Source organism: Methanomassiliicoccus sp. (assembly GCA_033485155.1).
Taxonomy (GTDB): domain Archaea; phylum Thermoplasmatota; class Thermoplasmata; order Methanomassiliicoccales; family Methanomassiliicoccaceae; genus UBA6.
Genome location: JAWQJJ010000002.1, coordinates 1 through 23,475 on the forward strand (window position 1 = coordinate 1; position 23,475 = coordinate 23,475).

General features: G+C 58.3%; 26 protein-coding genes and 1 tRNA gene. 7 read left to right on the forward strand and 20 right to left on the reverse strand.

The genetic code is table 11. The features are described from left to right. Positions 1–33: 33 nt before the first annotated feature. Both SA339_03095 and SA339_03100 read left to right on the forward strand, forming a co-directional pair. Positions 34–558, forward strand: coding sequence for a hypothetical protein (locus tag SA339_03095; protein MDW5562187.1), 525 nt, complete (start codon positions 34–36; stop codon positions 556–558). A gap of 648 nt (positions 559–1,206) precedes the next feature. Beyond that, complete coding sequence (locus SA339_03100; protein MDW5562188.1) at positions 1,207–2,760, forward strand: aldehyde dehydrogenase family protein; 1,554 nt, start codon at positions 1,207–1,209, stop codon at positions 2,758–2,760. Between the two features lie 18 nt (positions 2,761–2,778). Here the strand turns inward: SA339_03100 and SA339_03105 are convergent, their stop codons facing one another. From SA339_03105 to SA339_03170, 14 genes are all read right to left on the reverse strand, one after another. After that, a complete protein-coding gene (locus tag SA339_03105) occupies positions 2,779–3,558 on the reverse strand; it encodes a DUF169 domain-containing protein (GenBank protein MDW5562189.1) in 780 nt (259 codons plus the stop codon). Positions 3,559–3,714: 156 nt separating this feature from the next. Then, the gene (locus SA339_03110) at positions 3,715–3,867 is read right to left on the reverse strand and encodes a hypothetical protein (protein ID MDW5562190.1); all 153 of its coding nucleotides are present in this window, start codon (positions 3,865–3,867) and stop codon (positions 3,715–3,717) included. A gap of 39 nt (positions 3,868–3,906) precedes the next feature. Then, on the reverse strand, positions 3,907–4,104 hold the full coding sequence (locus tag SA339_03115) for a hypothetical protein (GenBank protein ID MDW5562191.1): 198 nt from the start codon (positions 4,102–4,104) through the stop codon (positions 3,907–3,909). Between the two features lie 258 nt (positions 4,105–4,362). Then, positions 4,363–5,190, reverse strand: coding sequence for a 16S rRNA (adenine(1518)-N(6)/adenine(1519)-N(6))-dimethyltransferase RsmA (gene rsmA / locus SA339_03120; protein ID MDW5562192.1), 828 nt, complete (start codon positions 5,188–5,190; stop codon positions 4,363–4,365). Positions 5,191–5,248: 58 nt separating this feature from the next. Continuing rightward, positions 5,249–5,797: a DUF655 domain-containing protein gene (locus SA339_03125; GenBank protein ID MDW5562193.1), complete on the reverse strand. Its 549-nt coding sequence runs from the start codon at positions 5,795–5,797 to the stop codon at positions 5,249–5,251. A gap of 24 nt (positions 5,798–5,821) precedes the next feature. Further along, on the reverse strand, positions 5,822–6,142 hold the full coding sequence (locus tag SA339_03130) for an RNA polymerase Rpb4 family protein (protein MDW5562194.1): 321 nt from the start codon (positions 6,140–6,142) through the stop codon (positions 5,822–5,824). A 10-nt stretch (positions 6,143–6,152) separates the two neighbouring features. After that, positions 6,153–6,446 (reverse strand): 50S ribosomal protein L21e, encoded by a 294-nt coding sequence (locus SA339_03135; GenBank protein MDW5562195.1) that lies wholly within the window; start codon positions 6,444–6,446, stop codon positions 6,153–6,155. Between the two features lie 3 nt (positions 6,447–6,449). After that, positions 6,450–7,691: a tRNA pseudouridine(54/55) synthase Pus10 gene (locus tag SA339_03140; GenBank protein MDW5562196.1), complete on the reverse strand. Its 1,242-nt coding sequence runs from the start codon at positions 7,689–7,691 to the stop codon at positions 6,450–6,452. Between the two features lie 79 nt (positions 7,692–7,770). After that, positions 7,771–8,307 carry a KH domain-containing protein gene (locus SA339_03145; GenBank protein MDW5562197.1) on the reverse strand — a complete coding sequence of 179 codons (537 nt, stop codon included), beginning with the start codon at positions 8,305–8,307 and terminating at the stop codon, positions 7,771–7,773. Then, a complete protein-coding gene (locus SA339_03150; protein ID MDW5562198.1) occupies positions 8,304–9,080 on the reverse strand; it encodes a serine protein kinase RIO in 777 nt (258 codons plus the stop codon). The genes SA339_03145 and SA339_03150 overlap by 4 nt, the downstream gene beginning before the upstream one ends. A 14-nt stretch (positions 9,081–9,094) precedes the next feature. Continuing rightward, positions 9,095–9,454, reverse strand: coding sequence for a translation initiation factor eIF-1A (gene eif1A, locus SA339_03155; protein ID MDW5562199.1), 360 nt, complete (start codon positions 9,452–9,454; stop codon positions 9,095–9,097). Positions 9,455–9,575: 121 nt separating this feature from the next. Beyond that, entirely contained in the window at positions 9,576–10,010 is a 435-nt protein-coding gene (locus tag SA339_03160; GenBank protein ID MDW5562200.1) for a hypothetical protein, read from the reverse strand. A gap of 114 nt (positions 10,011–10,124) precedes the next feature. Then, positions 10,125–11,303 (reverse strand): hypothetical protein, encoded by a 1,179-nt coding sequence (locus SA339_03165; GenBank protein ID MDW5562201.1) that lies wholly within the window; start codon positions 11,301–11,303, stop codon positions 10,125–10,127. 117 nt (positions 11,304–11,420) lie between these two features. Next, a complete protein-coding gene (locus SA339_03170; GenBank protein MDW5562202.1) occupies positions 11,421–11,957 on the reverse strand; it encodes a DUF2148 domain-containing protein in 537 nt (178 codons plus the stop codon). 111 nt (positions 11,958–12,068) lie between these two features. On the opposite strand from SA339_03170, the gene SA339_03175 reads away from it, so the two are divergent. The 3 genes from SA339_03175 (at position 12,069) to SA339_03185 (ending at position 15,500) form a co-directional block, all read left to right on the forward strand. After that, positions 12,069–13,796 carry a histidine kinase N-terminal 7TM domain-containing protein gene (locus SA339_03175; GenBank protein MDW5562203.1) on the forward strand — a complete coding sequence of 576 codons (1,728 nt, stop codon included), beginning with the start codon at positions 12,069–12,071 and terminating at the stop codon, positions 13,794–13,796. Positions 13,797–13,932: 136 nt separating this feature from the next. Beyond that, positions 13,933–14,007 (forward strand) — tRNA-Glu (locus SA339_03180). A 197-nt stretch (positions 14,008–14,204) separates the two neighbouring features. Then, positions 14,205–15,500, forward strand: coding sequence for a PocR ligand-binding domain-containing protein (locus SA339_03185; protein MDW5562204.1), 1,296 nt, complete (start codon positions 14,205–14,207; stop codon positions 15,498–15,500). Positions 15,501–15,737: 237 nt separating this feature from the next. Here the strand turns inward: SA339_03185 and SA339_03190 are convergent, their stop codons facing one another. The 6 genes from SA339_03190 to SA339_03215 form a co-directional block, all read right to left on the reverse strand. Then, complete coding sequence (locus SA339_03190; protein MDW5562205.1) at positions 15,738–16,094, reverse strand: P-II family nitrogen regulator; 357 nt, start codon at positions 16,092–16,094, stop codon at positions 15,738–15,740. 8 nt (positions 16,095–16,102) lie between these two features. Beyond that, positions 16,103–16,435 carry a P-II family nitrogen regulator gene (locus SA339_03195; GenBank protein MDW5562206.1) on the reverse strand — a complete coding sequence of 111 codons (333 nt, stop codon included), beginning with the start codon at positions 16,433–16,435 and terminating at the stop codon, positions 16,103–16,105. A gap of 182 nt (positions 16,436–16,617) precedes the next feature. Continuing rightward, positions 16,618–17,601: an SRPBCC domain-containing protein gene (locus SA339_03200; protein ID MDW5562207.1), complete on the reverse strand. Its 984-nt coding sequence runs from the start codon at positions 17,599–17,601 to the stop codon at positions 16,618–16,620. 212 nt (positions 17,602–17,813) lie between these two features. Beyond that, positions 17,814–18,818 carry a hypothetical protein gene (locus SA339_03205; protein MDW5562208.1) on the reverse strand — a complete coding sequence of 335 codons (1,005 nt, stop codon included), beginning with the start codon at positions 18,816–18,818 and terminating at the stop codon, positions 17,814–17,816. Positions 18,819–18,930: 112 nt separating this feature from the next. Beyond that, positions 18,931–20,694 carry an acetate--CoA ligase gene (gene acsA / locus SA339_03210; GenBank protein ID MDW5562209.1) on the reverse strand — a complete coding sequence of 588 codons (1,764 nt, stop codon included), beginning with the start codon at positions 20,692–20,694 and terminating at the stop codon, positions 18,931–18,933. 72 nt (positions 20,695–20,766) lie between these two features. Next, the gene (locus SA339_03215) at positions 20,767–21,519 is read right to left on the reverse strand and encodes a formyltransferase family protein (protein ID MDW5562210.1); all 753 of its coding nucleotides are present in this window, start codon (positions 21,517–21,519) and stop codon (positions 20,767–20,769) included. Positions 21,520–21,717: 198 nt separating this feature from the next. On the opposite strand from SA339_03215, the gene SA339_03220 reads away from it, so the two are divergent. Next, the gene (locus SA339_03220) at positions 21,718–22,338 is read left to right on the forward strand and encodes a histidine phosphatase family protein (protein MDW5562211.1); all 621 of its coding nucleotides are present in this window, start codon (positions 21,718–21,720) and stop codon (positions 22,336–22,338) included. Between the two features lie 90 nt (positions 22,339–22,428). After that, complete coding sequence (locus tag SA339_03225; GenBank protein MDW5562212.1) at positions 22,429–23,334, forward strand: winged helix-turn-helix transcriptional regulator; 906 nt, start codon at positions 22,429–22,431, stop codon at positions 23,332–23,334. The last annotated feature ends 141 nt before the right edge of the window (positions 23,335–23,475 follow it).

Consider the following 23,475-nt stretch of genomic DNA (forward strand, 5'->3'; position numbering starts at 1 on the left):
TCAAGCCTTCTGATGTTGATCGGATGTATCTGCATGGCCACCATATTCGTCAGCGCGGCCGTGCTCATACTGTCGATGCCCAGGACCAATGGCTCGCAGGAAGTTACCACCTATCCAGTCAACATAAGCATACTCGGCTCGGCCGACTATCACACCACTTACTCTGGCACCACCGGCATGGAGGCTTGGACTTACACCACGGCCGTTCCTGCCAACCACTACGGTGAATACTTCTACGCTTACTACACTGGCGAATCTCATCCGAACTATGACATCAAGGTGACCGTGACTTGCGATAAGGCGTTCGTGGGAAGCGACATCACCATCGGATACCTTATGAACATCAACGGCCCCGGCCTTTACACTCCTGATACTGGTGCTTCCTACAATAACCTGAACATCCAGGATGGGACCCAGGTCGACATCGATACCTGGACATCGAGTGCCATAATCAACTCGAACGCCAATGCCCAGGAGTACTTCTGGATGCAGATCACTCCGTACTTGGAGAGCGCGCACTTCATCGTGACCTACCAGGCCATCCAGGCTTCGGGGTAAACTCCTTTACCAAACCTCTTTTTCAATTTTATTAATTGTTCAAATGCATGTTGAAAGCGTTCACTTCCGCTTGATTAATCCCTTTTGCATCATCTTTCTCATCATCTCCTGCCCGATGCTGAAGAGCCCTTCAAGGGCAGGTCGGCGAGGTCGACTTCTTGACCCGAGGAGCGGGTACAACTTATTGGCCTGGCCGCTTACTTTGGGCATATCACAAGTTGGATGACCGCGACTCTCCCTTCTTTCGCCTCGGAGACTGCTGCACTCCCCTCCGCTGACGGACCATAGTAACAATATCGTCTGCCGACCTCACTAGTAGAGGTCCAAGATAAGGGCGATGACCTCCGATGTCCAAAGCCGCTTCCATTATCGTAATTAGCACCGATCGACCTCTTTGTCCCTGAACCGGTCGATATACTCGCCGGCGACCCAATGCCCGAGTGCTTGCGCGAAGGCTCAGAGCTTGATTACCTGGGTTTCCGGGTCCGCCGTTCGCGAACCTATCGTTTTACCCCCCTCATCCGACTTGGGTCTTGAGGCTATGAATGGGCAGTCTGCGGTCCGGGAGAGCTCAAGCTGTACCTATTTTGAACCCGAAGGCCATCGGGGAGCGGTCCGGCGAGGCCCGGGCCACAGAGGCGCCGACAGATGATTAGCAACCTAAACCCAGCAACCCTGGAACCCCTCGAGAGAGTTCAGGAGTCGGAGATCGATTCGATAGGTGCGAGGCTCCAACAGGCCCGGACGGCGCAGGTGGGATGGGCTTCCTGGCCGTTGGCACGCCGCAGAGACGCCCTCCTGGCAGTGCAGCGGAAGTTGATCCAGGACTGGGAGCGGACGGCTGACGTGATCTCCCGGGAGACCGGAAAGCCTCGGGCGGAGGCGGTGAACACCGACATCCTGGCTGCCCTCGTTGCGGTTGACTACGCCGTTCGTTCGATGAGGAAGCTCTTCGAACCTCAGAAGGTCCGCTTCGAGAACATGGACTTCATGATGCGGTACATGGGCCGGCGCTCGTATGTTCGCAACAGGCCCCTGGGGGTGATCGGCATCATCGCCCCTTGGAACTACCCGCTGGGCATCCCCTTCTCACAAACGATCATGGCCCTTGCCGCAGGGAACGCCGTCGTCTTCAAGCCCGCCCCGGAGACCCCCCTCACAGCGCTAGAGATGCAGAGATTGTTCGACGGGTCTCTCCCCAAGAACCTGGTACAGACCTTCGTGGGCGGCGATGAGCACGGGAAGGCGCTGGTGGCCTCGGGAGCGGACCGCATCATCTTCACCGGCAGCTCGGTCGTGGGCTCCAAAATCATGGCCCTCGCATCCCAGCGGCTGACCCCGCTGACGTTAGAGCTGGGAGGGAAGGACCCCTGCATCGTTCTCGAGGACGCCGACCTCGAGCGGGCCGCGGAGGGGGTGGCGTGGGGGGCGTTCGTCAATGCCGGGCAGACCTGCGTGTGCGTCAAGAGGCTGTACGTCCATGAACGCATCTATGGTCAGTTCATCGAGCTTCTGAAGATCAAGGTGGAATCCTTGCGGCTGGGGTATGGTACTGACAGCATCGACGCGGACGTTGGTCCCCTGATCAGCGAGGCGGCCCTGAAGAGAATGGAGGAAGCGGTCGAGCAGGCGGTGAGGGATGGAGGTAAGGTCCTTGTCGGGGGCAGGCGCGCCGCCAGCCTGAAGGGATACTACTTCGAGCCGACCGTGATTGTTGGCGCTCCTCAGGCTTCCCGCGTGATGCAGGAGGAAATCTTCGGGCCGGTGGTCGCCGTCAACACGTTCAGCTCCGACGATGAGGCGATACGGCTGGCGAATGACTGCCCCTACGCTCTATCTGGCTCAGTGTGGACCGGGGATCTGAAGAGGGGGCGCAGGGTGGCGGAGCTGATGAGCGGGGGAACGGTCCTGGTCAACAACGTCGCCTATACCTACGGCCTGCCGATGACGCCTTGGGGAGGGAAAGGCCTGAGCGGCTACGGGAGGACCCACGGGGAAGTGGGCTTCTCCGAGCTAATGGAACCTCATCATATCCACGTGGACGACGGGCGATTCAAGAGGGAGGTCTGGTGGCATCCCTATCGGTGGGAGAACATGGCCGGGGGGACGGGTCTCCTGGACGCGTTGTACGGCAACAGTTACCGCAACCGGTTCCGGGCTGCTTTGGGCCTCAGGCAAGGACTGAAGGGGAGGCAGCGCTGACATCGCGGGTTTGAGCGCTCACTCCCTCTCCTCGCGAAGCCCGAGCCTCCTCTCCGGGAAGGCGACCTGGGGGCGCTTAGACAGGAACGAGTCATCCGCGCTCTCGGCCATCGTAGCAGCAAGGGAACTCGGAACGGCCATCGACAGGAGGTCGGGCGGAAACCAGTTATTACCGGTCGGATCGACCGGTCCGACGAATGCGGTGTTCCGCGGCGCTCTCTCGGCCATCCCCGCGGCGTAGGATACCATGGATGCGCAGGACGGCCCTCCGGGCATCAGGATCGAAGTGAATAGATCTTCGGAAGCGAAATGTATCAGGCCTCCCAGGTTGCGCACCGATTCCGCCTTGCCGATGAGGATGAAGGACAGCACCTCGGTATCATCGTCGATCTGGTCGTATCCGGCAAGGCTTATGTACCTCGCGGGCGGGGTGAGCTTGCCGGGGGCCGCCATGAACTGTCCCGCCGCCTCGGGCGAGGGTTTCAGGTATTCGGCCTCCCCGCCCATAAAGTCTGGGGTGCCGGTGGACACGAAGAAATTGAGCTTGGAGGAGCCACTTGCAAGGCCGCACCAAACCTGTCCTCCCCCACAGATGCCGCTTTTCTCCTCAGCGCCGTAATACATCGGCACTGAACTTCTGTCCACGGCCAACTTATACACCGCTCTGGCGATACAGCGGTCGATCTTGCCCAGGGGCACAGCCCCGGTGAACGGCTCATCGCCGCCGATCACACACACTGCCCTCCCCGACAGCCTCCCTGCCTCGGTCAGCTTCTCACCTATGGTACGCGCGTCCATTAATCTCACTCACCATTACAGAATGCCGTCCTCGGAGGATAATGTGTTCGTTGCTTCAAGAGTGAATCTCATTCGCCTACTGTCCCGCAATCCCATTGCCTTCGACCAAGAGCTTCAGATCCCTCGGACAAGGGGCCACGACTCACCGCAGGATCTTTATCCCCTCCTCTGAGCCAGGGCCCAGGACCCGTCCCAGGCCCTCCGTGATCTGGCCATGGCGGCAAGATCGCCCAGCCTCTCTGCCTGAAATGCGGCCCGGCGGTACGATTCCTGGGCTTGCAGCCTGTTATCCCTACCCTTCTCGATCATTCCACTCCATGAGGCTACTGCTAGCTGTCCTGACAACAGTTATTGCTGGCCGAGGACGGAGAAGCCTTCCTCCAGCCGTTCCATACCCTCGAGCGCCATCGACTTCTCCATCGGGAGCTCAGCCTTCAATTTCTGACCGGGGAAAAGACGTCTTATCCGGAGACCACGTTCCGCGACCACCAGCGCTCGGTCGTAGCTGCCTCCTACCCTCAGCACTCTGGCCAAAACGAGCAACATGGCCTCCGGTGATGTTTTCCAGCCTTTGGCGAGGCGTTGCGTTCGACCATCCGTCCCACCATTCTCACGGCTTACCCCCCCTTGGCCTGGCCATGGTTTGAGTACTGGCCGCGGCCGCCATCGTGGGGGCTGTTCTCCTGACTAGACGCAGGGGAGGCCAAAACAGAGGGACCCCCTATGAGAAGAATAAGGTAAGGACCAGAACGACTGGAGCCAGGATTATTAGAAGAAATGATTTTCCATACTCATACTCTCCATTTACGACGATGACCGATCGTCCGCACGATCTGTTCTCAGGTCAGCCACAGCATCGCTGAGTTCGCCGATCTGCTCAGGGGACAGGGCCTCGACGCGATCGTCGACGTATGGCACGGACGATCGCTGCTCCGAGGTCATCAGCCCCTTCATCTTGAGAACCGTGCCGATCTTCTTTCGGCGCTGCTGGAACAGCAGGTCCACCAGGCGGAAGAATAGCTTCTCGTCCTCTACGGAGAAGGGGGACGGGCGGGGGACCAGCTCGACGACCGCCGAGTCGACCTTGGGAGGCGGCCAGAATCGGGAGCGGGGCACCTTCTCGAGAAGGCGGCACTCCGCGCGGTAATACACGTTCACCGTCAGGCGGGAGTAGTCGTCGGTGTCCGGCGCGGCCACCATGCGGTCGGCGAACTCCTTCTGCAGCATGACCATCGCCTTCCTGAAGTCGTGGTCAAGAAGCTTGAAGATGATCGGCGAGGAGATGGAGTAGGGAAGGTTCGATACCATGCGGTCGAACCTCGGAAAGGGCACTTCCAGGGCGTCCCCCACAACCAGTTGGACGTTATCCGGTAGAGTGGGCCTAAGATTCTCCGCCAGCTTGCGGTCCATCTCGATGGCGATGACCCTTCCCGCCCGTTGGGCCAGCCTTTTTGTGAGTACTCCGAGCCCCGGCCCGATCTCCAGGACGGTGTCGTCAGAGGAAATTCCCGCGGCTGCCACCTGGCGATCGGCGACTCGCTCATCGATGAGAAAGTTCTGTCCCAGACCCTTAGACGGCGATATCCCAAGGCGGGCCAGTTGATCAGTTACGCTCCTCACGTCATGGTCCATCGATTTTCCCTCCCGGTCCACGGCTCTGCCCGGGGAGGTCCCCGGGGTGGTGCTCGGTTCATCTGGAGACAAAGATGTGATACTTCTGCGACGGGTCCGACAGCTCATCCTCGATGCGCTTGGCGATGAGCTTCAGGGGGTGCTTCAAGGCGGGGACCCTCTTGGTGAGGTCGTCGTAGCTGGTGAACGTTCCCTTCTTGCGCTCCTCCAGGATGGCCCACATCGTCTTCTTCCCCAGGCCGGGGATGAGCTCCAGCATGTGGAAACGGGTGGTGATGGCCTGTGCCTCGTTGAAGAACTTGATGAAGCGAGTCTCCTGCTGCTTAGCGATATCCTGCAGCACGAAGGGCAGCTCGGCCTGCGCGGCGGCGGTAAGCTCCTCGTAACCGACCCGACGCTTGACGTGGACGATCTTGTCTCTCAGGGCTGGATCCTTGCCAATATAGACCCGATCACCGATGACGATGACGGCGTCGTTCTTGGGAACGAGCTCGAAAAGCTTGAACTCGCTCTCACCAACGGCGTATGCCGAGGGCTCCCGGCGAAAAGTCTTATCATTAGGGATGCCCTGGGGTAAATAATCTAATATCAGCGCGTAGTCCTCCATATGATCCGCCCGCCTGAATAGGTTTTAAAGGTATTTTTGCACAGTAGATAGTATCAGTTCTATATTCTTCTTCTCTAACACCATTCTTTCCTTGGAAAAGAGGACACGCACATCGTCGCTGTGCACAGGGAGGACGTCGGCGATCTTGGCGCACAGGGCGTCGGAGACGAAGCCCAGCTTGCCCAGCTCGGCCTGCAGCTCGTTCGCCTTCTCCGGAGGGAGGACGGCAACCTTCTGGGCATGGTCCAGCGCCAGCTTCTGGTCGGGAGTGAGCTCCCGGGTCTGGCTTGCCTCTTCCAGAAGCTGCTTGACCTCGGACAAGGTCACGTAGCGCTCCTCGGGCATGTTTATCGCCTCAGAAGCTCTTCTTCAGGTGCTCTGGCCGGGCCACCACGGTCTTCAGCTTGTTCCCGACATAGAGGTCGACCACGAAGGCGCGACCCTGCTTGCCGGTGACGACCCCGGTCTTGCCCTGGAAGCGCATGTGCGGCATACCATAGTGGACAGCAGGATCGATGACCACGCTGACCTTCTCCCCTACCTCGAACTCACGGAACTCGTGGGTGATGGGGGTCATACCCCTGGTGCGGGGGGTCTTACTAAGTATGTTGCGCGTCTTGCGCCGGAGGCCTCTGGAAGTCTGTACCATTTCTCATCCCTCGTTGGAGTTATCGATTATTTGTATGACGTCGAGCGCGGTGACCTCGCACGGCACACCTAACGCCGCCGAGAAGCTGGGTACGGTTCGACCGTTGTCCCCGCTGACGAACTCCTTGACATACGTCCCGGATTCCGTCCTCAGCCGCAGGACGAAGCGGTCATCGTTGAACTCCATCAGCTGGAGCTCGTGGATCGCTCGTTGCCTGGCAAGATCAGCCCTACGATGGGCGACCCTGGTTGGCGTCTGCTGAGTGATACGCGCCTGACTTAACGATTGGGTTACCTCATCCACTTGACCCTTATTAACTTTGTCATGGGGTCTGACCACTGCGAGGTACACCTTGTCTGGCGTCGCCGCCTTGATCTGGCGGACCTCTTCGCGGGTCGACGGACGGAGGCCCGAAAAATCCGCTAGATCCTTGCCCTTCTCGTTCACCAGGGCGGTAAGAGCTTCGAGGTCGAGATGTCTCCTCTTGGGCTTGGAGATCTCGAGCACGAAGGGACGGCCGGTCCCCAACATGCGGGCATCGATATCCTCCCGGCCCATGCCGTGGAAGAAGTGCTCCTCTCCTCCGGCCTCCTCCAGGAAGACATCGCCGATGACCTCTTGAACGCTGATCTGGTACATCTTGCCGGTGTTGCCGCACCGCTTGCATCCCTTTCCCTGGCACACTCGGCACGGCCACTTGGTCTGGGGAATCTCCCGGGAATACTTGCGGTAGCGCCCATAGAAGAAGATCGGTGCGATGTCCAGGTCGACCTGAGCAAAGCGGGTGTCGACGACCGCGACGACGTCAGGGGAGCGAAACTCGACCTGCTTGCCGGTGCGGGCCTCGACGATCTTCCCGATCTCGCGGTTTAGCTCTGCCTTCACGGGCTCGGCCTTATCCCCGCCGACCTCGGCCCATAAGCGCTCCTCGCGGTCCTGGACCAGGGGGTCTACCCGCGTCCCGATGAGGAACGAATTGTACTCGATTGTGCTCAGCCTCTCGATGGCGGCTTCGGCGAACCGCTCAACGCTGTCGAAAGCCCCCTCGCACAGCCAGCAGAGGTCGTGGGACGGCATCTCCTCGTTCCTGGCGGAACGCTCGGCGGTCACCGCCACCCTCATGTTTCGTCCCCGTTCTGCGTTGGTGGTCCCGCTCTCCACCTGCGCGAACAGGCGGCCAAGGCAATGGTCGCAGAGGTCGTGGGCCTTGAGGGCCCGATCAGCACGCTCAATAGTTTCGTTCACGGCAACACCTATCGGCGGGGTGGTCTCTGGTCCTGCCCCGCCTCACGACCTATGGGGCCGGGCTATAAGGCCCTTGCCCTCAGCTGAAGCCCATCTCAGCGATGCGCAGGGTGGCCCTCGATCTCTCCAGGTAGCGGTACACCGTAGCATGCTCGCTGCCCCTCAGGATCATCTCCACTGCCGTCTTGGCTATGGGCAGTTGCACAGAGTTACCTATAAGGGAGACGGTGCTGCCGTAGATGGACATGTACGCCCCGGTAAGGTCCTCGATGATCTTCCTTGTCTTCCCATTGGTGCCGATCAGGCGGGAGCGCACCCTTGCCAGCTGGTCCGACTTCTTTCCTATGAAATCGCCCAGCTCGATGACCTCGAGGTACTCGTCGTCGTCCAGCAGGCGCATGGCCCGATGCGGTGAGAAGCCTCGGCCTATGGCCTTAACCAGGTCCATCACCTTGAGCGCGGCAAGGGGGTCCTGGGGGTTGTCCTCGATGTCCACCTCCCCTTCGGTGTCGATGCGCATCCGGACCCCGGCGCGCTTTTCTATCGTCTCTTTTGTTTCACCGTCAGTGCCAATCAGGGCGCCGACGCGGTCCTTGGGAATGCGTACTAGCCTCATTTGGGTGTCCCCGTTACATTTCGGAAGACCTCGTCCCGGTCGATCACTTTGACCTCGAGGCCTCGGAAATACCTGTTGATGTTGTTGATGTCCCGCAGCAGGAAGTCCTTGGCGTTGATGTGCTCGGTGAGCACTGCCTGCCCGACATCGATTATCACAGGCTTCTTTCGGTAATAAAGGATATTGTACTCGCTGAGGTCCGCATGGACCAGCTCCGCTTCCTGGTAAGCCAGACGCATGTACTCCAGCAGGGTCTCGTACACCTTCTCGGGATCGTCGAGGACGGTGTTGCGCAGCAGAGGGGCCGGTCCCCTTTTAGTGCCGATATACTCCATGACCAGCATGTTGCGGTGATAGCGGATCGGCGACGGCACTTTCACTCCAGCATCCTCCAGGCGCTGCAGGTTGCGGAACTCCTTGCTGGCCCAGGCGTAAATGACCTTGCGGCGGGAACCGGCGATGCCTTTGAACCGTTTGTCGCCCTCGATATACCTGGCTATGCGGTTGAAGGTGGCGTTGGAAGTACGGTAGACCTTGAGGGCGAAGAGCTTCCCATCATCGTCGGCGACGGCGAAGACGTTGCCCTCCTTGCCCGTGGATATGGGATACTGGATCGTATCGAGGTATCCATCGGTCATCAGCTTGTATATGCCAAGCATGGTGTCGCGGTCGAACACCTCGTCCAGTGTCTTGCGCTCGTCCCCGGTGCGGCTGTTCTCCCGCAGGGCCATGATCTTGTGCTCGAGGGACTCGAAGGCGTCCTTTTCGACCATGACCCTACCTCTGCTCAGAACACGTCCAGGTTCTTAGGGATGGCCTTACGGCGGTGCAGGTAGCTCGCCTGGGTCTTGGTGTAGCGGTACATGATGTCCGCCTTGTCAGCCTGGAACTCCCAGGGCTTGACTATGAGAAGGTCACCCTCCCTGATCCACATTCGCTTGCGGATCTTTCCGGGAATGCGGCCCATGCGCGAGGTCCCATCCTCGCACATTACCTTAATGCGGGACGCTCCCAAGAGCTGATCCGCTACCCCGAACATCTCCCCCTCCTTGCGGTTGGGGAACGGACATCGGGTAATTTCCTCGTTCATCTCTTCAGATTCATATTGAGTCAAATGAAGCCTCCAATGATCTACTGCACGGAGCATCCTTACAGCAGCACAGCTGAACGGAGCCGATGTTCGAAGACATAAACCCTTCTATTAATCAAGCTTTGCTATTGGGATGCGGTCGGCCTGGCATGCGCCCGTCAGGACCTGTGGCCCCGCATCACGAGGTACTTTTTCGCTCGTAGAACAGGGGGACCAGCAATCCGTACCCTATGCCGCAGGCGAACATCTCGAACGCGCCCTCGGGGGCAAAGGGATTGCCAGTGATGTAGAGGCCGAAGGTCAGGAGGCTCGATAGCGCCAAGGTAAGGATGATGAACCGATAGGATGAGAACCTTGCTCGGGTGCGGAGCACATGGTACAACATGACGGCAAGGAACGCCACGAAGAACGCCCCCAGGATCCAGATCGTGAAGCCAGCGACGATGGCCTGCTGCGAGGTAGTGGGGTTGAGGAAGCTTTGGCCCAGGCCCGCATCGTTGTTCTCTCGGGCCAGGTCGTCCGCTCTGAGAACGATCATGATCAGTATGGAGATCACAACGGGGATGTACGCGAAGACCATCGTCCTCAGAAGCCTGGACTGGGGCAATCTCATCGACGTTCGGCATGTTGGGCGGACTAATAAACCCCGCCAAGCATTCTCGAACAAATGAAAATTGACAAGGGGGAGACCCCTTGCGGTTTTACCGTCAAAATGAGGAGTGTAAGTCTACCGACCCTTGGTTGTCATCGGCATTTTCTGTTTCTCTTCCCTTTGGACCACTATCTCCGAGGGGATGAAGTCCCCGTTGACCTTGTCCCGGAAGGCGAACGACGCCCATCCCCTTGGCAGCTTGGATTCGGGGATGAACTCCCGCTCGTTGGGTTGGAAATCCCTCTGCTCGGCCAGTACCTGGTTCACATGCTCCTTGGTCGGCCTCAGGAGGATAGGCTTATCTATGCGGTCCCCTCCCAGTACCTTGACCGGGTCCTTGTTCTCAAATTTCTGGAGCAGCTGGATGGCCGATTGCATGTGTCCGATCTCATCTCGCATGAGCATCTCCCAGACCTTCCTGATCCGCCCATCGGTCTCATTCTGGGCGCAGCAGAAGTAGTTATACGCCTCGTTCACCTCCATGAGGAAGTTCATCTCCAAGGGGCTCATGGTGGCATCACCGAGGGCCTCGTACTGGCTGACATGCTGCTCCTCGACATCGGCGATCTCCGTGTACAGAGCGCGGGACAAATCGTCCTGGAACATGCTTCCGTGCGTTTTGTAGTAGGTCTCGGTCTGCTGCTCAGCGGATACGATGGTCAAGTAGTTCATCTTGGTCTTCGGGCTGGCAGTGTCCTTGTTCCAGTGGTTCCTCATTTCTTCGTGGGGATGCCGGTGGTGGACCCTGGTCGGCCGCCCCTCCTTGAACTCCACGGTCCCCTTGGTCAGCTTGTTCGCGTCTGTCCCCTCCATGTGCTGGAGATGCGCCGAGTACCGGTAAAGGTGGTCGAAGTCCTCCAGCAGGGCGAAATCGAGGGCCTGGCGCTGGTAATCGTTATCTTCGTTCATGGCCAAGTCAGAGGTCAGGTCCACTGCCAGCTGCTCGTACCCTATGGTCGTCTCCAGGATGGTCTGGTCCCCCGGATTCATCCATTCCACCGCCTGCTGCTGCATCGACTCCGAGCGGCGGACCATGGCTAAATTCTCCTTTATCTCGTCGTCGGCGATCTGGCGGGCCAGGGCGTGCTTGGTGATGAACGCGTTGGTCTCGATGCCATTCATCAGGATCACTCTTGTCCGGGTGTAGGGATCGGCAGCCATCTTATCGTACGGCTCGGACAGCAGCTGTTTCCAGCTCATGAACTGCTCTTCCAATGGCGTGCCCCTCTCGTCAAAAGGTCTGAACGCTGTCATTCTTATCCTCCGAGGAGGCTGACCACTGAGATTACAAAGGGCTTGCCTTTTTTTGCTGCGATGTTCAGGCGGCTTGTCGACGAGATCGACGGTCGCGACCTTGGCTCCGTCGGGAGACTACTTCTTAGGCTGCCGGTCGAAGAAGATGTTCTTTCCGGTCGCGGATAGAGGGATGCCGTGGCAGATGTTCGATGTGGTCAGGCCGAGACGGCGGGCCGATACTCCGATGCGATACATGATGCGGTTGTCCACGTTCATGTCCGAGGCCACCTTGGCCGCCGACCCCAGGGCGATGCCCAGATCAAGCATGCGGATTGAACAATTGGGTCCCAGGAACTCACCGTTCATGGAGCGCTGGTTGAACTCTGCGCAGTACTTGAACCCGCATGCTCCGCAGTCGAGCCCCGCCCCCTTATGCGGGAGCAGGCCGATCAGCACCACCGCCGATGAGTCCAGAACGTTCCGTCCATCGCGTTCCCAGTTGGGCGAGCGGCGTTCCGAGGCTATGGCAATGAGGTCGCTCCCAACGGCGACCCTCTCGTCGTCGCTCAAAACCTTGGCCTCTATGAAGTCCTGACCCACGGCCTTGGGGGCAGTCCTAGCCGCAAGCTCCATCAAATTGCCGACGAAGTTCACCGTTTCTTTCAGAGACATACGGACTTGATGCGACTTCCAGTAATTATTCTCTCGTGCGATTATTCTTGTTTTCATTAATTAATATTGACTTAAATAATATTATATTGTAAAGAATCAAAGCCCCCGGCGATGCTGGAAGCATCCCTGTTAATAATGGCCCTGGTCCTCACAGCTATAGCCAGCAGTCTTGCTGTGATGGTCTGGAACAAGAGTAGGAGGGACTATCGTAAAGCGTTCGCGCTGCTGATGGCATCTCAAGTGCTGATCATGTGGAGCTATACCTTCGATGTGTTCGCCGAGAACCTCGAATGGAAGCTGTTCTGGAACAACTTCGAGTACCTGGGCTATATGTGCGCCATCGTATCGTTCTTCCTGTTCGCGGTCCAATACTCCAGCAACCTTCACTTGAACCGCCCCCTCATCGCAATCCTGGGAATCCCTTCTGTTTTGGTGGTCCTGGCAGTGGCGACCAATCCGCTCCACCACCTCTTCTATCTGAGGACAACCGTATCGAGCGACTACTTCCAATCCTTCAATGCAATCTACGGTCCCCTATTCTATGCCTATGTGGCCTACGCGGTAGCCATCATAATGACCGGCCTAAGTTACCTCGTGGTTAGCTACTTCAGGGCTTCCCACACCCACCGTACCAGGGTGGGGATAACTGGCCTGGCATGCTTAATCGCGATTGTATCGGTGGTGCTCAACTACCCCCCTCTGAACATAATCTCAGGCAGCATAGCTTTCGTCCTGGGATGCCTGACGGCCGACCTGCTGCTCTTCCTCGGGGCGTTCAGTTTCGAGCTTTTTTCCATGGTCCCCTTCGAGCTGGAAAGGGTCATGGGTTTGACCCGTGGAGGCGTGTTCATACTGGATGACGAGGACACCGTCATGTACCAAAATCAGATGGCCGAGTCCCTCGCCCAAAGGAAGGCCACCCTGTACCAGGACAAGCTGATGGATGTAATGCCTGCCTTTCCCAGGGAGGTCCTCGAAGGTAAGAAGGAGACCTCGAACCCGATCGAGGAGATACATGAGCTCGTCCCCGGCCGGTTCTTCGATGTAACCGTCCTGCCGATAAACGACTACTCAGGGCGCCTGATCGGGAAGACGGTCACCCTGAGGGAGATCACTGCCCAGAGAAGGGCGGAGGCCGAAGCTAACGCGGCCAAGCATACTCTTGACCTCATGAACAGCATCACCCGCCACGACGTCCTTAACCAGCTGACGATCATCGAGGGCAACCTGATCATGGCCCAGAGGAAGACCGCCGACGCGGCTATTCTGAAGCATATCGATGCCAGCTACCAGGCTGCTCTTAACATCCAGAAGCAGATGCAGTTCGCCCGCGACTACCAGGAGATGACCAAGCGGACACCAGTATGGCAGAACGTGGAGGAGAAGATCATGGAGGCGAGCACCGGCCTGGACCTCAAGGGGGCGCATCTCAGCATCGACACCAAAGGGGTAGAGATACTCGCTGATCTCCTGTTAGAGAAGGTTCTCTATAACTTAATGCATAACTCGATTGTCCACGGAGGCAAGGTGCATAACATAGCGTTCCTGGCCAAGGGGGACAGGGAATGTCTTCAGCTAATCTACACCGACGATGGCGCGGGCATCAGCGCAGACATGAAGCCGACCCTGTTCTCCAAGGGGGGCGGTTCCAACACTGGTCTGGGGCTTTTCCTGTCAAAGGAGATCCTGGGCCACAGCGGTATGGTCATCAGCGAGGATGGGCGGGCCGGTCAGGGCGTTAGGTTCGTGATAAGGGTACCCAAAGGCGGCTATCGCAACTTCCACGGCGAGCAGACGATCCTGGTCGCATCCTCGCAGCCTTCTGTGATGAGCCCATGACGGCCACGGTCGTGACGTAAAGCCCCCTATAGCACTATCGAAAAAGAGTGGAGATGAACATCGAGCCCCGTGATCCGCAACAGGGCGTCCTCGTGGCCAAGGATTAAGTATATCTTCTCTTATCGAACATCCCAACGCTCCCGTAGTGTAGTCCGGCCAATCATTCGGGCCTTTCGAGTCCGATACCCGGGTTCGAATCCCGGCGGGAGCACTTAACTTTTCAAAATCTTCCGTTCTCAGAATTTATTCGATGATCATTGAAAGATGACATATGGCCCGTCGAACCGACTTAGCCGAACAAGGACATCGATCCAGAGCACCCTTCTGTCATGTTTCTATCGTCTCAGACGTGATTTTTATACACCATCGTTAAAATAAGTAAATGCCGAGTCCGCTGAACATATGTCGGTGGCCACGAGCATAAATGTACCTTTTAATGGAACGGCGGGTTCTGCCGCAATTGCCGGAAAAGACATTAGCACCGACATCTGCCACGCATTGATCGACATCATCGGGGCGGACAGGCTACAAGCGGTTGTTGACGATTTCTATGAGCTCACGAAAATGTCCATCTCTGTCATTGGCGTTGATGGCAGGGTTGTCGTCCAGGCGGGATGGAACGACATCTGTACGCAGTTCCATCGACAGAACCCTCGGTCCCTGCAGAGGTGTGTGGAGAGTGAAACGCATCCCACCATGTATCTCGTGGAGGGTGAAGTATTCGAATACAAATGCAAGAACCTCATGTGGCATATCGTCACACCGATATTCATTGAAGGAAAACACATCGGCAATGTCTTCCTGGGACAGTTCTTCTATGATGACGAGGACCTTGACACCGATCTGTTCATCGAGCAAGCGCAAAAATACGGCTTCAAGGAAGAGGAATATTTAGCCGCTCTTAAAATTGTCCCTCGGTGGAGCCGAGAGTACATCAAGACATCCATAAGATTCTGCGTTAATCTGACCACCTTGGTCTCAGAACTTGGCCTTAGCAAGCTCAACTTGATGAGAGAGAACGGGGAACGCCGCAGGGTCGAGGAAGAATTAAGGAAGGCGAATGAAAAATTAAACCTTCTAAGCAACATCACCAGACATGATATCAATAATCAGTTAATGGTCCTCAAGGGCAATCTTGATTTTGCCATGAGAAACGTCCAGGATCCAGCAGTTCTATCCAGGATGGCAAAGATAGATAAAGCGGCCGATAATATTGAGAAACAGATCAGCTTCACCAAGGACTATCAGGACCTCGGCGTCAGTGCTCCTTGCTGGCAAAAAATATGCGAGCGGGTGGCTGATTACGTGAAGATATTGGACATCAAGCAATTGACCGTATGCGACCGAGGCCGTGACCTGGAGCTGATAGCTGATCCGATGATCGGCAAGGTGTTCTACAATCTCCTTGAGAACAGCGTCAAGCATGGTGGCAAGATGATCTCCGCGAGCTTTTGCTGCCAGGACTGCGATAATGGGGATCTTCTAATTACCTACGAGGACGACGGGAACGGCATACCGAGCGAGGAGAAGGAGCGAATATTCGAGCGAGGCTATGGGAAGGGTACCGGACTTGGCCTCTTTCTTTCCAGAGAGATACTGGCAGTTACTGGCATGACTATTAGGGAGAATGGTGAGTATGGGAAGGGGGCTCGGTTCGAGATGAGGGTCCCGAAGGACATGTTCAGGTTCGTTCACTCTGAATGAATGATAATCATAAATGATTGGCCGCATTAACGAAGAGCGATCCTAACTTGGCGTGTGATGTTTAAAGTTCGGTATCGGCCCGCATCGCTCTCTCAAAGCAATCCCTATTAGTGCCTGTAGCAGAGATCTCAAGGCTTGCTTCGTGGACGGTCTCGACGCCTGGCTTTGAAGCAAATTGTGCGGCCCAAGGGCCGTTTGATGATAGTGGATACTTGAAAAAAGAGAAGTGAAAAGGGTTTAACGTAGTGCCAAACTTCCCTGTTCCCCGGTCCTGATCCTGGTGCAGCCCTCCAGCGGGCACACGAATATCTTGCCGTCCCCACTCACACCGGTATGATTGATGGCGATGATCTTGTTCACAACCCCCTCCATTTCCCCGTCCTCCACGATCACTGACACCAGGATCTTTGGGACGAAGCCTTGGCTCCTCGCCAGCTTCACCTCACCTATCTTCGTCTTGGAATGGTCCACGCCTTTGGTTTTTCCCCTTCCTTCAGCGCTTGCATAGGTGAGGCCAGGGACCCCTATTCTCAGTAGCCCGGCCTTGGTCTCGGACAACTTGTCCCTCCGGATGATCGCCAGTACTTCCTTCATGCCCCCACCTAGATCCCAGCGGCCATGGTGCTGACGGTGCGGACGAGGTCAATGTCCGAGACGAATATCTTCCCATCACCTATCTTGCCGGTCCGAGCGCTCCTCATGATGATCCCAGTTACTGTTGGGAGGTCATCATCCTCTACCGCGAGCAATAGCATGACTTTGGGCACCTCATCATGTTTGGTCAGGGAACTATCCCACTCTACCGGGTCTTCCATGAGGCCCTTCTCCTTGCCTCGCCCGAAGACGTTCAGTTTGGTCATCGCCCCCAGCCCCACCCGGTCCAGCTCATCGATCACGTCCTTCTCGTGGTCCGGTCTGATTATTGCTCTGATCAGCTTCGTGGCCTCACCTCAGGCGATGCAATAGACAAATAGATATTAAAACATTAGGAAAGTAGCATTATGCCTAATAATATTTGATATGTTTATGCTTTTGTATATTATTAGATCGGCCGTAGCCCTCGAACGTCGCATCGTCCTCGCCATTGGGTCCAGGTCCCAATCGCGTGAAGGACGCTTTATCCTCCTCTTTTCAATCTCTCTAGCAGTTCATCCAGGCGGTCCAAACCTTCGTTCATTCCTACCTCCATGCCGGTGCTGAGTTCCATATCCCGATGCTCCACCGAGAGGTATACTGACTTGGCATTGTAGAGGGTTCTGGCCCCAAGGCTTTCGAAGGCTGCGGTCTGCAGCTCCACATGGCCGCCCATGGGCTCGAATTCGAAGGTCTGTACTATGAGTCCGGGAGGCCTCACATCATGGAAGACGCCGCGGAAGGCGAGCTCATTGCCCCCCTCATCCCACTGGATAAAGCGCCAGCTTCCTCCTGGCCGGGGATCGAGCCTTTCCACCTTGGTTCGGTACCTGGCTGGACCCCACCATTGCGGAATAAGATCTGGGTCGGTGAACGCTCTGAACACCAGCTCCCTCGGGGCGTTCATGGTTCGCCGCACCACTATCTCCTGCACCCCGGGGTGGGCGATAATGACGGTCTTGGGCACGTTCACCTTTCCAGTTTCCAGATACTCGTCGAGCTTGTCGAACGATTCCTTCCATCCAGCCATGACCATTTCCCAGGCCATGCCCATGGGAACACTGGATTGCACCACCTCCATCTCGGTCGTTCCGCCTCTGTCCTCCAATCGGACAGTGACCACCATTTCCAAGGGCCAGAAACCAGGCATGCCATACCTGGACGCCGGAACGACCTTGCCCAAGGGGTCGGCGAAGGAGTCAGTGAACACGAGCTTGGACAGAGGGGCGATCTCCTTGTAGGTTCCAGTGGACCACACCTCCCTGCCCTCGGGGGAGCGGGAGCAGTATAGAAAACTGCCCCCCACCCTCAGGTCCATCTTGCTCACGGGGGTTGTGAAGTTTCTGGGACCCCACCAGATCTTGAACGCCTCAGGATCCGTCCAGGCTTTCCAGAGTCGTCCACGGTCCGCTTTGTAGGTGTGCCTGATGGTCAGTGGAGCGCCCTTGCCCGCTCCCTCGTTGCTCATAGATGATATGTTCCAGTCACACCGGTTTAAGCCTTTACCTGCGTGGGCCCAAGACCTTGAAGGTTCCATGCCATGGGGGCGCGAACGGGGCAGGCATCAAGCTCGAACAACTTCACCCGAGGACGTATGGGGCGGAAACGCCGACGACATCGTTTACTCTTCAGGGGGCGTTCCCAGGGAGAACGAGCGAACGGCAGCCTGACCGTCCTACCCTATCTCGCCTTCCCCGTAGCCCATATGAGCATGCCTGCGGTCACCACCGCTATCACGGCCACCAGGAAGATGGTGTCCAACCCAATCGCGGCTGCTTCGTTCTCCCCGATGGTGATAACTCCCAGGTCCTGCGGGCCGGCGAGAACGGTGACGTTTAGTGTGTACATAAGGGTCCCGTTAACGTACACTGCCAGGGTATGAACGCCGGGGGTTATGGCTATCGAGAAGGAGCCGTTCGGGTCCGTGCTCGCTACTGTCCCGTTGGAATCGACCGCCACTGTGGCCCCAGCCACCGCCGTACCGTTGGCCCACACCAGCTGGCCCGAGACCACCGGCATAGGCAACGAGGCGAACACTGTCAGCGACCTCTTCCCTGCCCCGTACTCGTTGACGGCGCACACCTCGTAGTTGTAGTATGAGTCGTTGAAAGCGACGTTCACATCGTCAAAGCTGAGGCCAGTGGTATTGGCGACTATGGTCGGCTCGCTGCCCCTCAGTCCACGGAACACACTATAGTGCATCAGCGGCTGTCCGCCGTCCGAGATCGGGGGGGACCATTGGAGGTGGACGTAAGAGCAGGTGACCGAAGCGGTGAGGCCCTGGGGGGCCGGCGGCGGCCCCAGGCTTATGGAGCTGAAGACCTCGGACCGATCGCCTTCGCCCAAGGTGTTGAAGGCGGCGACCGAATAATAATAGGTGACGCCGTTGGAGACGCCAGTGTCCTGGTACAGGAAGAAACGCGCGGTGTTGGTATATACCTTCAGAGTGTAGAGGAGCGTGAGGCTATCGGGGTCCGTTCCCCGGTAGATGTGCACGCCCCGGACATCGGCCGACTCATAATTGTCGGGGACGGTGCCCTTGATCATTATGCTGCCCTGCAGGGCGGTAACCTCAATGTCGTGGCAGGGCCCGGGCAGGACTGCGGCCGCAGCGTGACCGCTGCTGATGCCAACGAAGCCTCCCGCTGATATTAATAAGGCCAGCACTACCCAGACGATTCTCAAGCTCTATCTCCGCACCCGCAGAGGATAAGATTCCTCATCCGTATAAAAATGTATATCCGTATAGTAGCACCGCCGACAGGCGCGAGACCGTACACGACGACGTGCTGCCGTTTCACTCGTCCAGCATCGTCAGGTCCCCCAGCGGCTGACCGAGCTCCTTGGCCTTGAGCACCCGGCGCATGATCTTGCCGCTGCGCGTCTTCGGCAGCGTGTCGACGAACTCGATCTCCCTCGGGTACGCGTAGTATGCCAGCCGAGTCTTGACGAACTTGGTGATGTCCTCCTTCAGTTGGTCGGAGGGAGCGTGCCCCGGGCGCAGGGTGATGAAGGCCTTGACGATCTCGCCCCGCAGCTCGTCCGGTTTTCCGATGACCCCGGCCTCGGCGACGGCGGGGTGCTCGATGAGCGCCGACTCGACCTCGAACGGTCCGAGCCGCTCGCCGGAGGTCTTGATGACGTCGTCAGCTCGGCCCAGGAACCAGAAGTAGCCGTCCTCGTCCTTGTACGCCTGGTCCCCGGCGATGTACCAGCCGGGTATCTCGAAGTATTCCCGGTACTTCGGAGTGTTGCGCCAGATGCTGATCATCATCGACGGCCAGCCCGGCCGCAGAGCGAGGAAGCCAAAGGTCCCCGGTGCGACCTCTTGGCCGTTCTCGTCAACAATCGCCGCTACCACCCCCGGCAGCGGCCTCCCCATAGATCCCGGGCGCATCTCCATGCACCGGTAGTTGGATATGCACGGCGCCCCTGTCTCGGTCTGCCACCAGTTGTCGTGAATGCGGCGATCGAGGCTCTTCAATCCCCACCGAATGACCTCTGGGTTCAGGGGCTCCCCGGCGGAGCAGATGTGCCTGAGTCGAGAGAGGTCATGTTCGGCGATGACCTCATCCCCGGCCTTCATGAGCATCCTGAGGGCGGTGGGGGCGGTGAACCACACCGTTACCTTGAACTGTTCCATGATCGAATACCAGATGCGGGCGTTGAACCGCCCCTCATACGAGACGATGGTCGTTCCCAGATACCAAGGGCCGAAAATACCCACCGAGGTTCCGGTGACCCAGCCGGGGTCGGCGGTGCACCAGTAAGTATCATCCTCCCCCAGATCGACCACATAGCGGCATGCCATCAACTGTTGGGCCATGGCTTGGTGTCCCAGCAGCACGCCCTTCGGTTTCCCGGTCGAGCCCGAGGTGTAGTGGATGATGTACGGCTCGTTGGGAGACATGTTGATTGTCTGGTGGTCGGGGTCGCCCGACGCCATGACCTCGTCGAAGCTCACCGTCCGCTCGCCGAGGTCCGAACTATCTCCGACGATGATGAACCTTTCAATGTCCACCAGATCCTCTAGCACAGGCTCCAGCCGCTTGTACAGATAGGGAGAGGTGATCACAAACCGGGCGCCGCAGTCGAGGGCCCGGTCCTTGAACGCCTCCGGTCCCAGAGCAGAGAACAGGGGGCCGGCGATGCCTCCCATTTTGACGATACCGAGGATGGCCATGTACAGTTCCGAGGTCCGGTCCAGGAACACGAAGATGCGGTCGCCCTTGACCGCCCCCAGTTTCTCCAGTCCCGAAGCGAACTGGTTGGTCAACCCGGTCAGCTCCCCGAAGGTGTACTTCTTGACGTGCCCATCGGCTTGGACGGAGTATAGGGCGATCTTGTTCTTCCTCCAGTTCTGGGCGTGCCGGTCGATTGCTTCCCGGGCCACGTTGTAGACCCCGCCTTTATGCCAGTCGAATTCCTTGTCGACCGAGGACCAGTTGAACTCGCGGTACGTCCGCTCATAATCGTCGAGGATCCCTGGTCCGTTCGGTGGTATCGCGTTACCCATGCCTTGCTTCCTCTGAAGTATCAACGGCACGAACGAGGATTCCATATTTAAGCGGTCCTAGCGCATCCGCCGGAGGGGCTGTCCTTCTGCGGAAGGTGAAGGCTAGCAACGAAGGTTTCAATAGGGCCGGCTCAGGGCCGAGGTCACCCTGTCAGAGAGGTCAGGGTAGCCATCCACTCTCTCGCCCCGCGGGCCGAGCACCTCCCCCTTCCGCAGCACGATTTCACCGTCGACGATCATCTTAATCGCCTCCATGAGCAACGGCGCTTCCCGTTGGACTTCTTGATCCCGCACCGCCTGCACCAGCTCTCCTTTCGCGGCGTGCCGCGACATCAGGGGTCCGACCCCGAAGGAGTCGAAAGCGATGATCGACCCACGGTCAAGCTCCGGACTGCACACGTGAACGGTCGCCCCGTAGGTGGGGTCACCATTGTCAACGACCTGAGTGACGATCTCCTCCCAAGTCCCCTTGTAAGAGTCCGGGAGCGCGGGGTGAAGGTTGATCAGGTCGTACTCCCGGCAGGTTTGGGGATCGATTATGAGCATGTATCCGGCGAGCACCCCGAAGTCCATGGGGTAGCGGGAGATTCGTTCCCGGACCCCCGCCCCATAGGCGTCCCGCCACGCCTCGATGTCCTTGGTCTTGAGCTCCGGCTTGAAGCCATCGGACGGGAAGATGATGACCGGCACACCGTCCTCCTCGGCCATCTGGACGATCTTCTTACGATACTCGTTACCCTTTATGTCCCGATTAATGAACACGAAGGATAGCTTGGCGTCGATGTCCCCGCTTCGAATGCGGTTCCGCATGGTGGTGAAAAGATTGAGCGAACCCGGCCCCCGGGCGGTGGTGAACCATCCGATCCTCATCATGTGATACCTCTGTCATCGATAACGACCTCGGGGAAGCACAGGCCGTGCGCTCCCTGGGCATGACGGGAGAGGCGGCAGAAATATAAATCGGTTCGGCCGGCGGCAGGGGCATGCTTATTTGGTTGCCGGTCCCTTCTCCGCACCGTGTCCGTGCGATGGATGGTGGAGCGGGCTAATCACGGGGGGCCGATCTCGATGATCGTGCGTCATGCCGAGCGTCACGCGGTCGGTGACATCGGCCACAGCCTGGAAGTCGGGCTGACGACAAAGGGCAGGGAAGATTCGGTCGCTTTTGGCCGATCCATAAGCGGCTCCCGTCCGGTACGGCTCTTCCACAGCCCGGCGGTGCGATGCAGAGAGACTGCCCTGGGCATTGCCGAGGGCCTGAGGTCCAACGGTCACCAGGTGATCTTTCTTGAAGAGAGCCCGTTACTGTGTGCCCCTTATCTCAAGGACTCCCGAGTGCTCGGGGACGCCGACCGGCTGGGACATGAATTCATGCGCGCATGGTTCGATGGTAGGTTCGATCCCCGTTGGCTCCTTCCGACCTCCGAAGCGGCGGACATGGTCTTGTCACAGGTCATCGACGGCTTGAGCTCGGCCTCGGCCGATCACCTGGACATTCACGTGTCCCATGACTGGGAGGTCGTGCTGCTGAGGGAAGAGCTCCTGGGGATCCGGTACGAGGACGCAGGATGGGTCGACTACCTCACTGGCATAGCCTTCACCGTCACCGGGAGCATGTATGAGGTGTCATCCCCTCTAGGGCACGGCCGTTTCGCTTACCGCAACGGACGCCGGGGCGACGGGCACTGAGCCATATCTCCATGGCATGCCCGCCAGCCCTCTGACGCCCCCGGGGCTGAGGGGAAAAAGAATCTCTACCCACTACCGTATGCGTTCTCCATGGACGGGCAGGACCTGATGCTGATACAGTTGCTGGTGCACGACCCCCGGGCGACCTACCGCGAGCTCGCGGACAGGATGGGAATGTCAGTGCAGGCGGTTCATCGGCGGCTGGCCCTCCTGCAGGAGGGAGGTGTGATCCTCGGGTTCACCACCACGCTCTCCATCCCCTACCTGGAGGCGATCCCGGTGACCATTCACGGCCGCGCCCCGGGAAGGACGAAGGGTGAGGTGGCCAGGGCCTTCGATGGCAATGGCTTGATCTCCGGGGCCCTATTCGGAAGCGGAGGGGTGCTGGTGATATCCGCCCTGCTCCGAAGGATTACCGAGCTGGACGATCTCATTGCCCAGGTCAGGGCTGGAACGGGAATGGCCCAGCCGTGGGTGGGTATCGAGAGCATCAGGCTTTCTGGAACACGGCCGGCCACTATCGGCGCTGAGCCTCTGAGCTCTTTGGACATGCGGATCGTGGCATCCTTGGCCGGGGACGCCCGGAAGGCCTCCACCGATGTGGCCAAAGAGCTCGGGGTGACCGCAGCGACGGTGGGCAGGCGACTGGAAAGGCTGGAAGCCATCGGAGCGCTGGAATATGTTACCATGCTGCACCCCGGCTTTTCCGGCGATATCGTGTCCATCTTCCAAGTCGACCTCGAGGACGGGGCCGACCGGACCGAGGTGATCGCTCGCCTGCGGTCGAGCCTGGGGGCGAGCGCCGAATTCTACCGTACCTTCGTTAATGTCCCTGACCGCATATCCTTCGTCGCCTGGAACGGCACCCTCCGGGAGCTGGAGCTGACCCTCGACCAGGTCGTGGGAGAACGAGGGATTCGTGCGGCGGTACCGGATATTATCTTCACCGGATGGTACCACCCGACCTGGCGGGATCTCATGGTCCTTCGCCATTGAGATCTGGACTGATCCATGATGGCGGCTCTTTCAAGCGTCCGGTTGACAATGGCTTGTTTTCTTCGCCTGCGATGCCCCGGTCATCAACACGTTCGTGAACACGGGAATATGATCCTCTAGCATCATGCTTGATTCAGGCAG

Bases quoted from the DNA above. Each gene is read 5' to 3' on its own strand.
- SA339_03095 (MDW5562187.1), top strand. From the start codon at position 34: ATGGCCACCATATTCGTCAGCGCGGCCGTGCTCATACTGTCGATGCCC.
- SA339_03100 (MDW5562188.1), top strand. From the start codon at position 1,207: ATGATTAGCAACCTAAACCCAGCAACCCTGGAACCCCTCGAGAGAGTT.
- SA339_03105 (MDW5562189.1), bottom strand. From the start codon at position 3,558: ATGGACGCGCGTACCATAGGTGAGAAGCTGACCGAGGCAGGGAGGCTG.
- SA339_03110 (MDW5562190.1), bottom strand. From the start codon at position 3,867: ATGATCGAGAAGGGTAGGGATAACAGGCTGCAAGCCCAGGAATCGTAC.
- SA339_03115 (MDW5562191.1), bottom strand. From the start codon at position 4,104: ATGTTGCTCGTTTTGGCCAGAGTGCTGAGGGTAGGAGGCAGCTACGAC.
- rsmA (MDW5562192.1), bottom strand. From the start codon at position 5,190: ATGGACCATGACGTGAGGAGCGTAACTGATCAACTGGCCCGCCTTGGG.
- SA339_03125 (MDW5562193.1), bottom strand. From the start codon at position 5,797: ATGGAGGACTACGCGCTGATATTAGATTATTTACCCCAGGGCATCCCT.
- SA339_03130 (MDW5562194.1), bottom strand. From the start codon at position 6,142: ATGCCCGAGGAGCGCTACGTGACCTTGTCCGAGGTCAAGCAGCTTCTG.
- SA339_03135 (MDW5562195.1), bottom strand. From the start codon at position 6,446: ATGGTACAGACTTCCAGAGGCCTCCGGCGCAAGACGCGCAACATACTT.
- SA339_03145 (MDW5562197.1), bottom strand. From the start codon at position 8,307: ATGAGGCTAGTACGCATTCCCAAGGACCGCGTCGGCGCCCTGATTGGC.
- SA339_03150 (MDW5562198.1), bottom strand. From the start codon at position 9,080: ATGGTCGAAAAGGACGCCTTCGAGTCCCTCGAGCACAAGATCATGGCC.
- eif1A (MDW5562199.1), bottom strand. From the start codon at position 9,454: ATGCTCCGTGCAGTAGATCATTGGAGGCTTCATTTGACTCAATATGAA.
- SA339_03160 (MDW5562200.1), bottom strand. From the start codon at position 10,010: ATGAGATTGCCCCAGTCCAGGCTTCTGAGGACGATGGTCTTCGCGTAC.
- SA339_03165 (MDW5562201.1), bottom strand. From the start codon at position 11,303: ATGACAGCGTTCAGACCTTTTGACGAGAGGGGCACGCCATTGGAAGAG.
- SA339_03170 (MDW5562202.1), bottom strand. From the start codon at position 11,957: ATGTCTCTGAAAGAAACGGTGAACTTCGTCGGCAATTTGATGGAGCTT.
- SA339_03175 (MDW5562203.1), top strand. From the start codon at position 12,069: ATGCTGGAAGCATCCCTGTTAATAATGGCCCTGGTCCTCACAGCTATA.
- SA339_03190 (MDW5562205.1), bottom strand. From the start codon at position 16,094: ATGAAGGAAGTACTGGCGATCATCCGGAGGGACAAGTTGTCCGAGACC.
- SA339_03200 (MDW5562207.1), bottom strand. From the start codon at position 17,601: ATGAGCAACGAGGGAGCGGGCAAGGGCGCTCCACTGACCATCAGGCAC.
- acsA (MDW5562209.1), bottom strand. From the start codon at position 20,694: ATGGAATCCTCGTTCGTGCCGTTGATACTTCAGAGGAAGCAAGGCATG.
- SA339_03215 (MDW5562210.1), bottom strand. From the start codon at position 21,519: ATGAGGATCGGATGGTTCACCACCGCCCGGGGGCCGGGTTCGCTCAAT.
- SA339_03220 (MDW5562211.1), top strand. From the start codon at position 21,718: ATGATCGTGCGTCATGCCGAGCGTCACGCGGTCGGTGACATCGGCCAC.
- SA339_03225 (MDW5562212.1), top strand. From the start codon at position 22,429: ATGGACGGGCAGGACCTGATGCTGATACAGTTGCTGGTGCACGACCCC.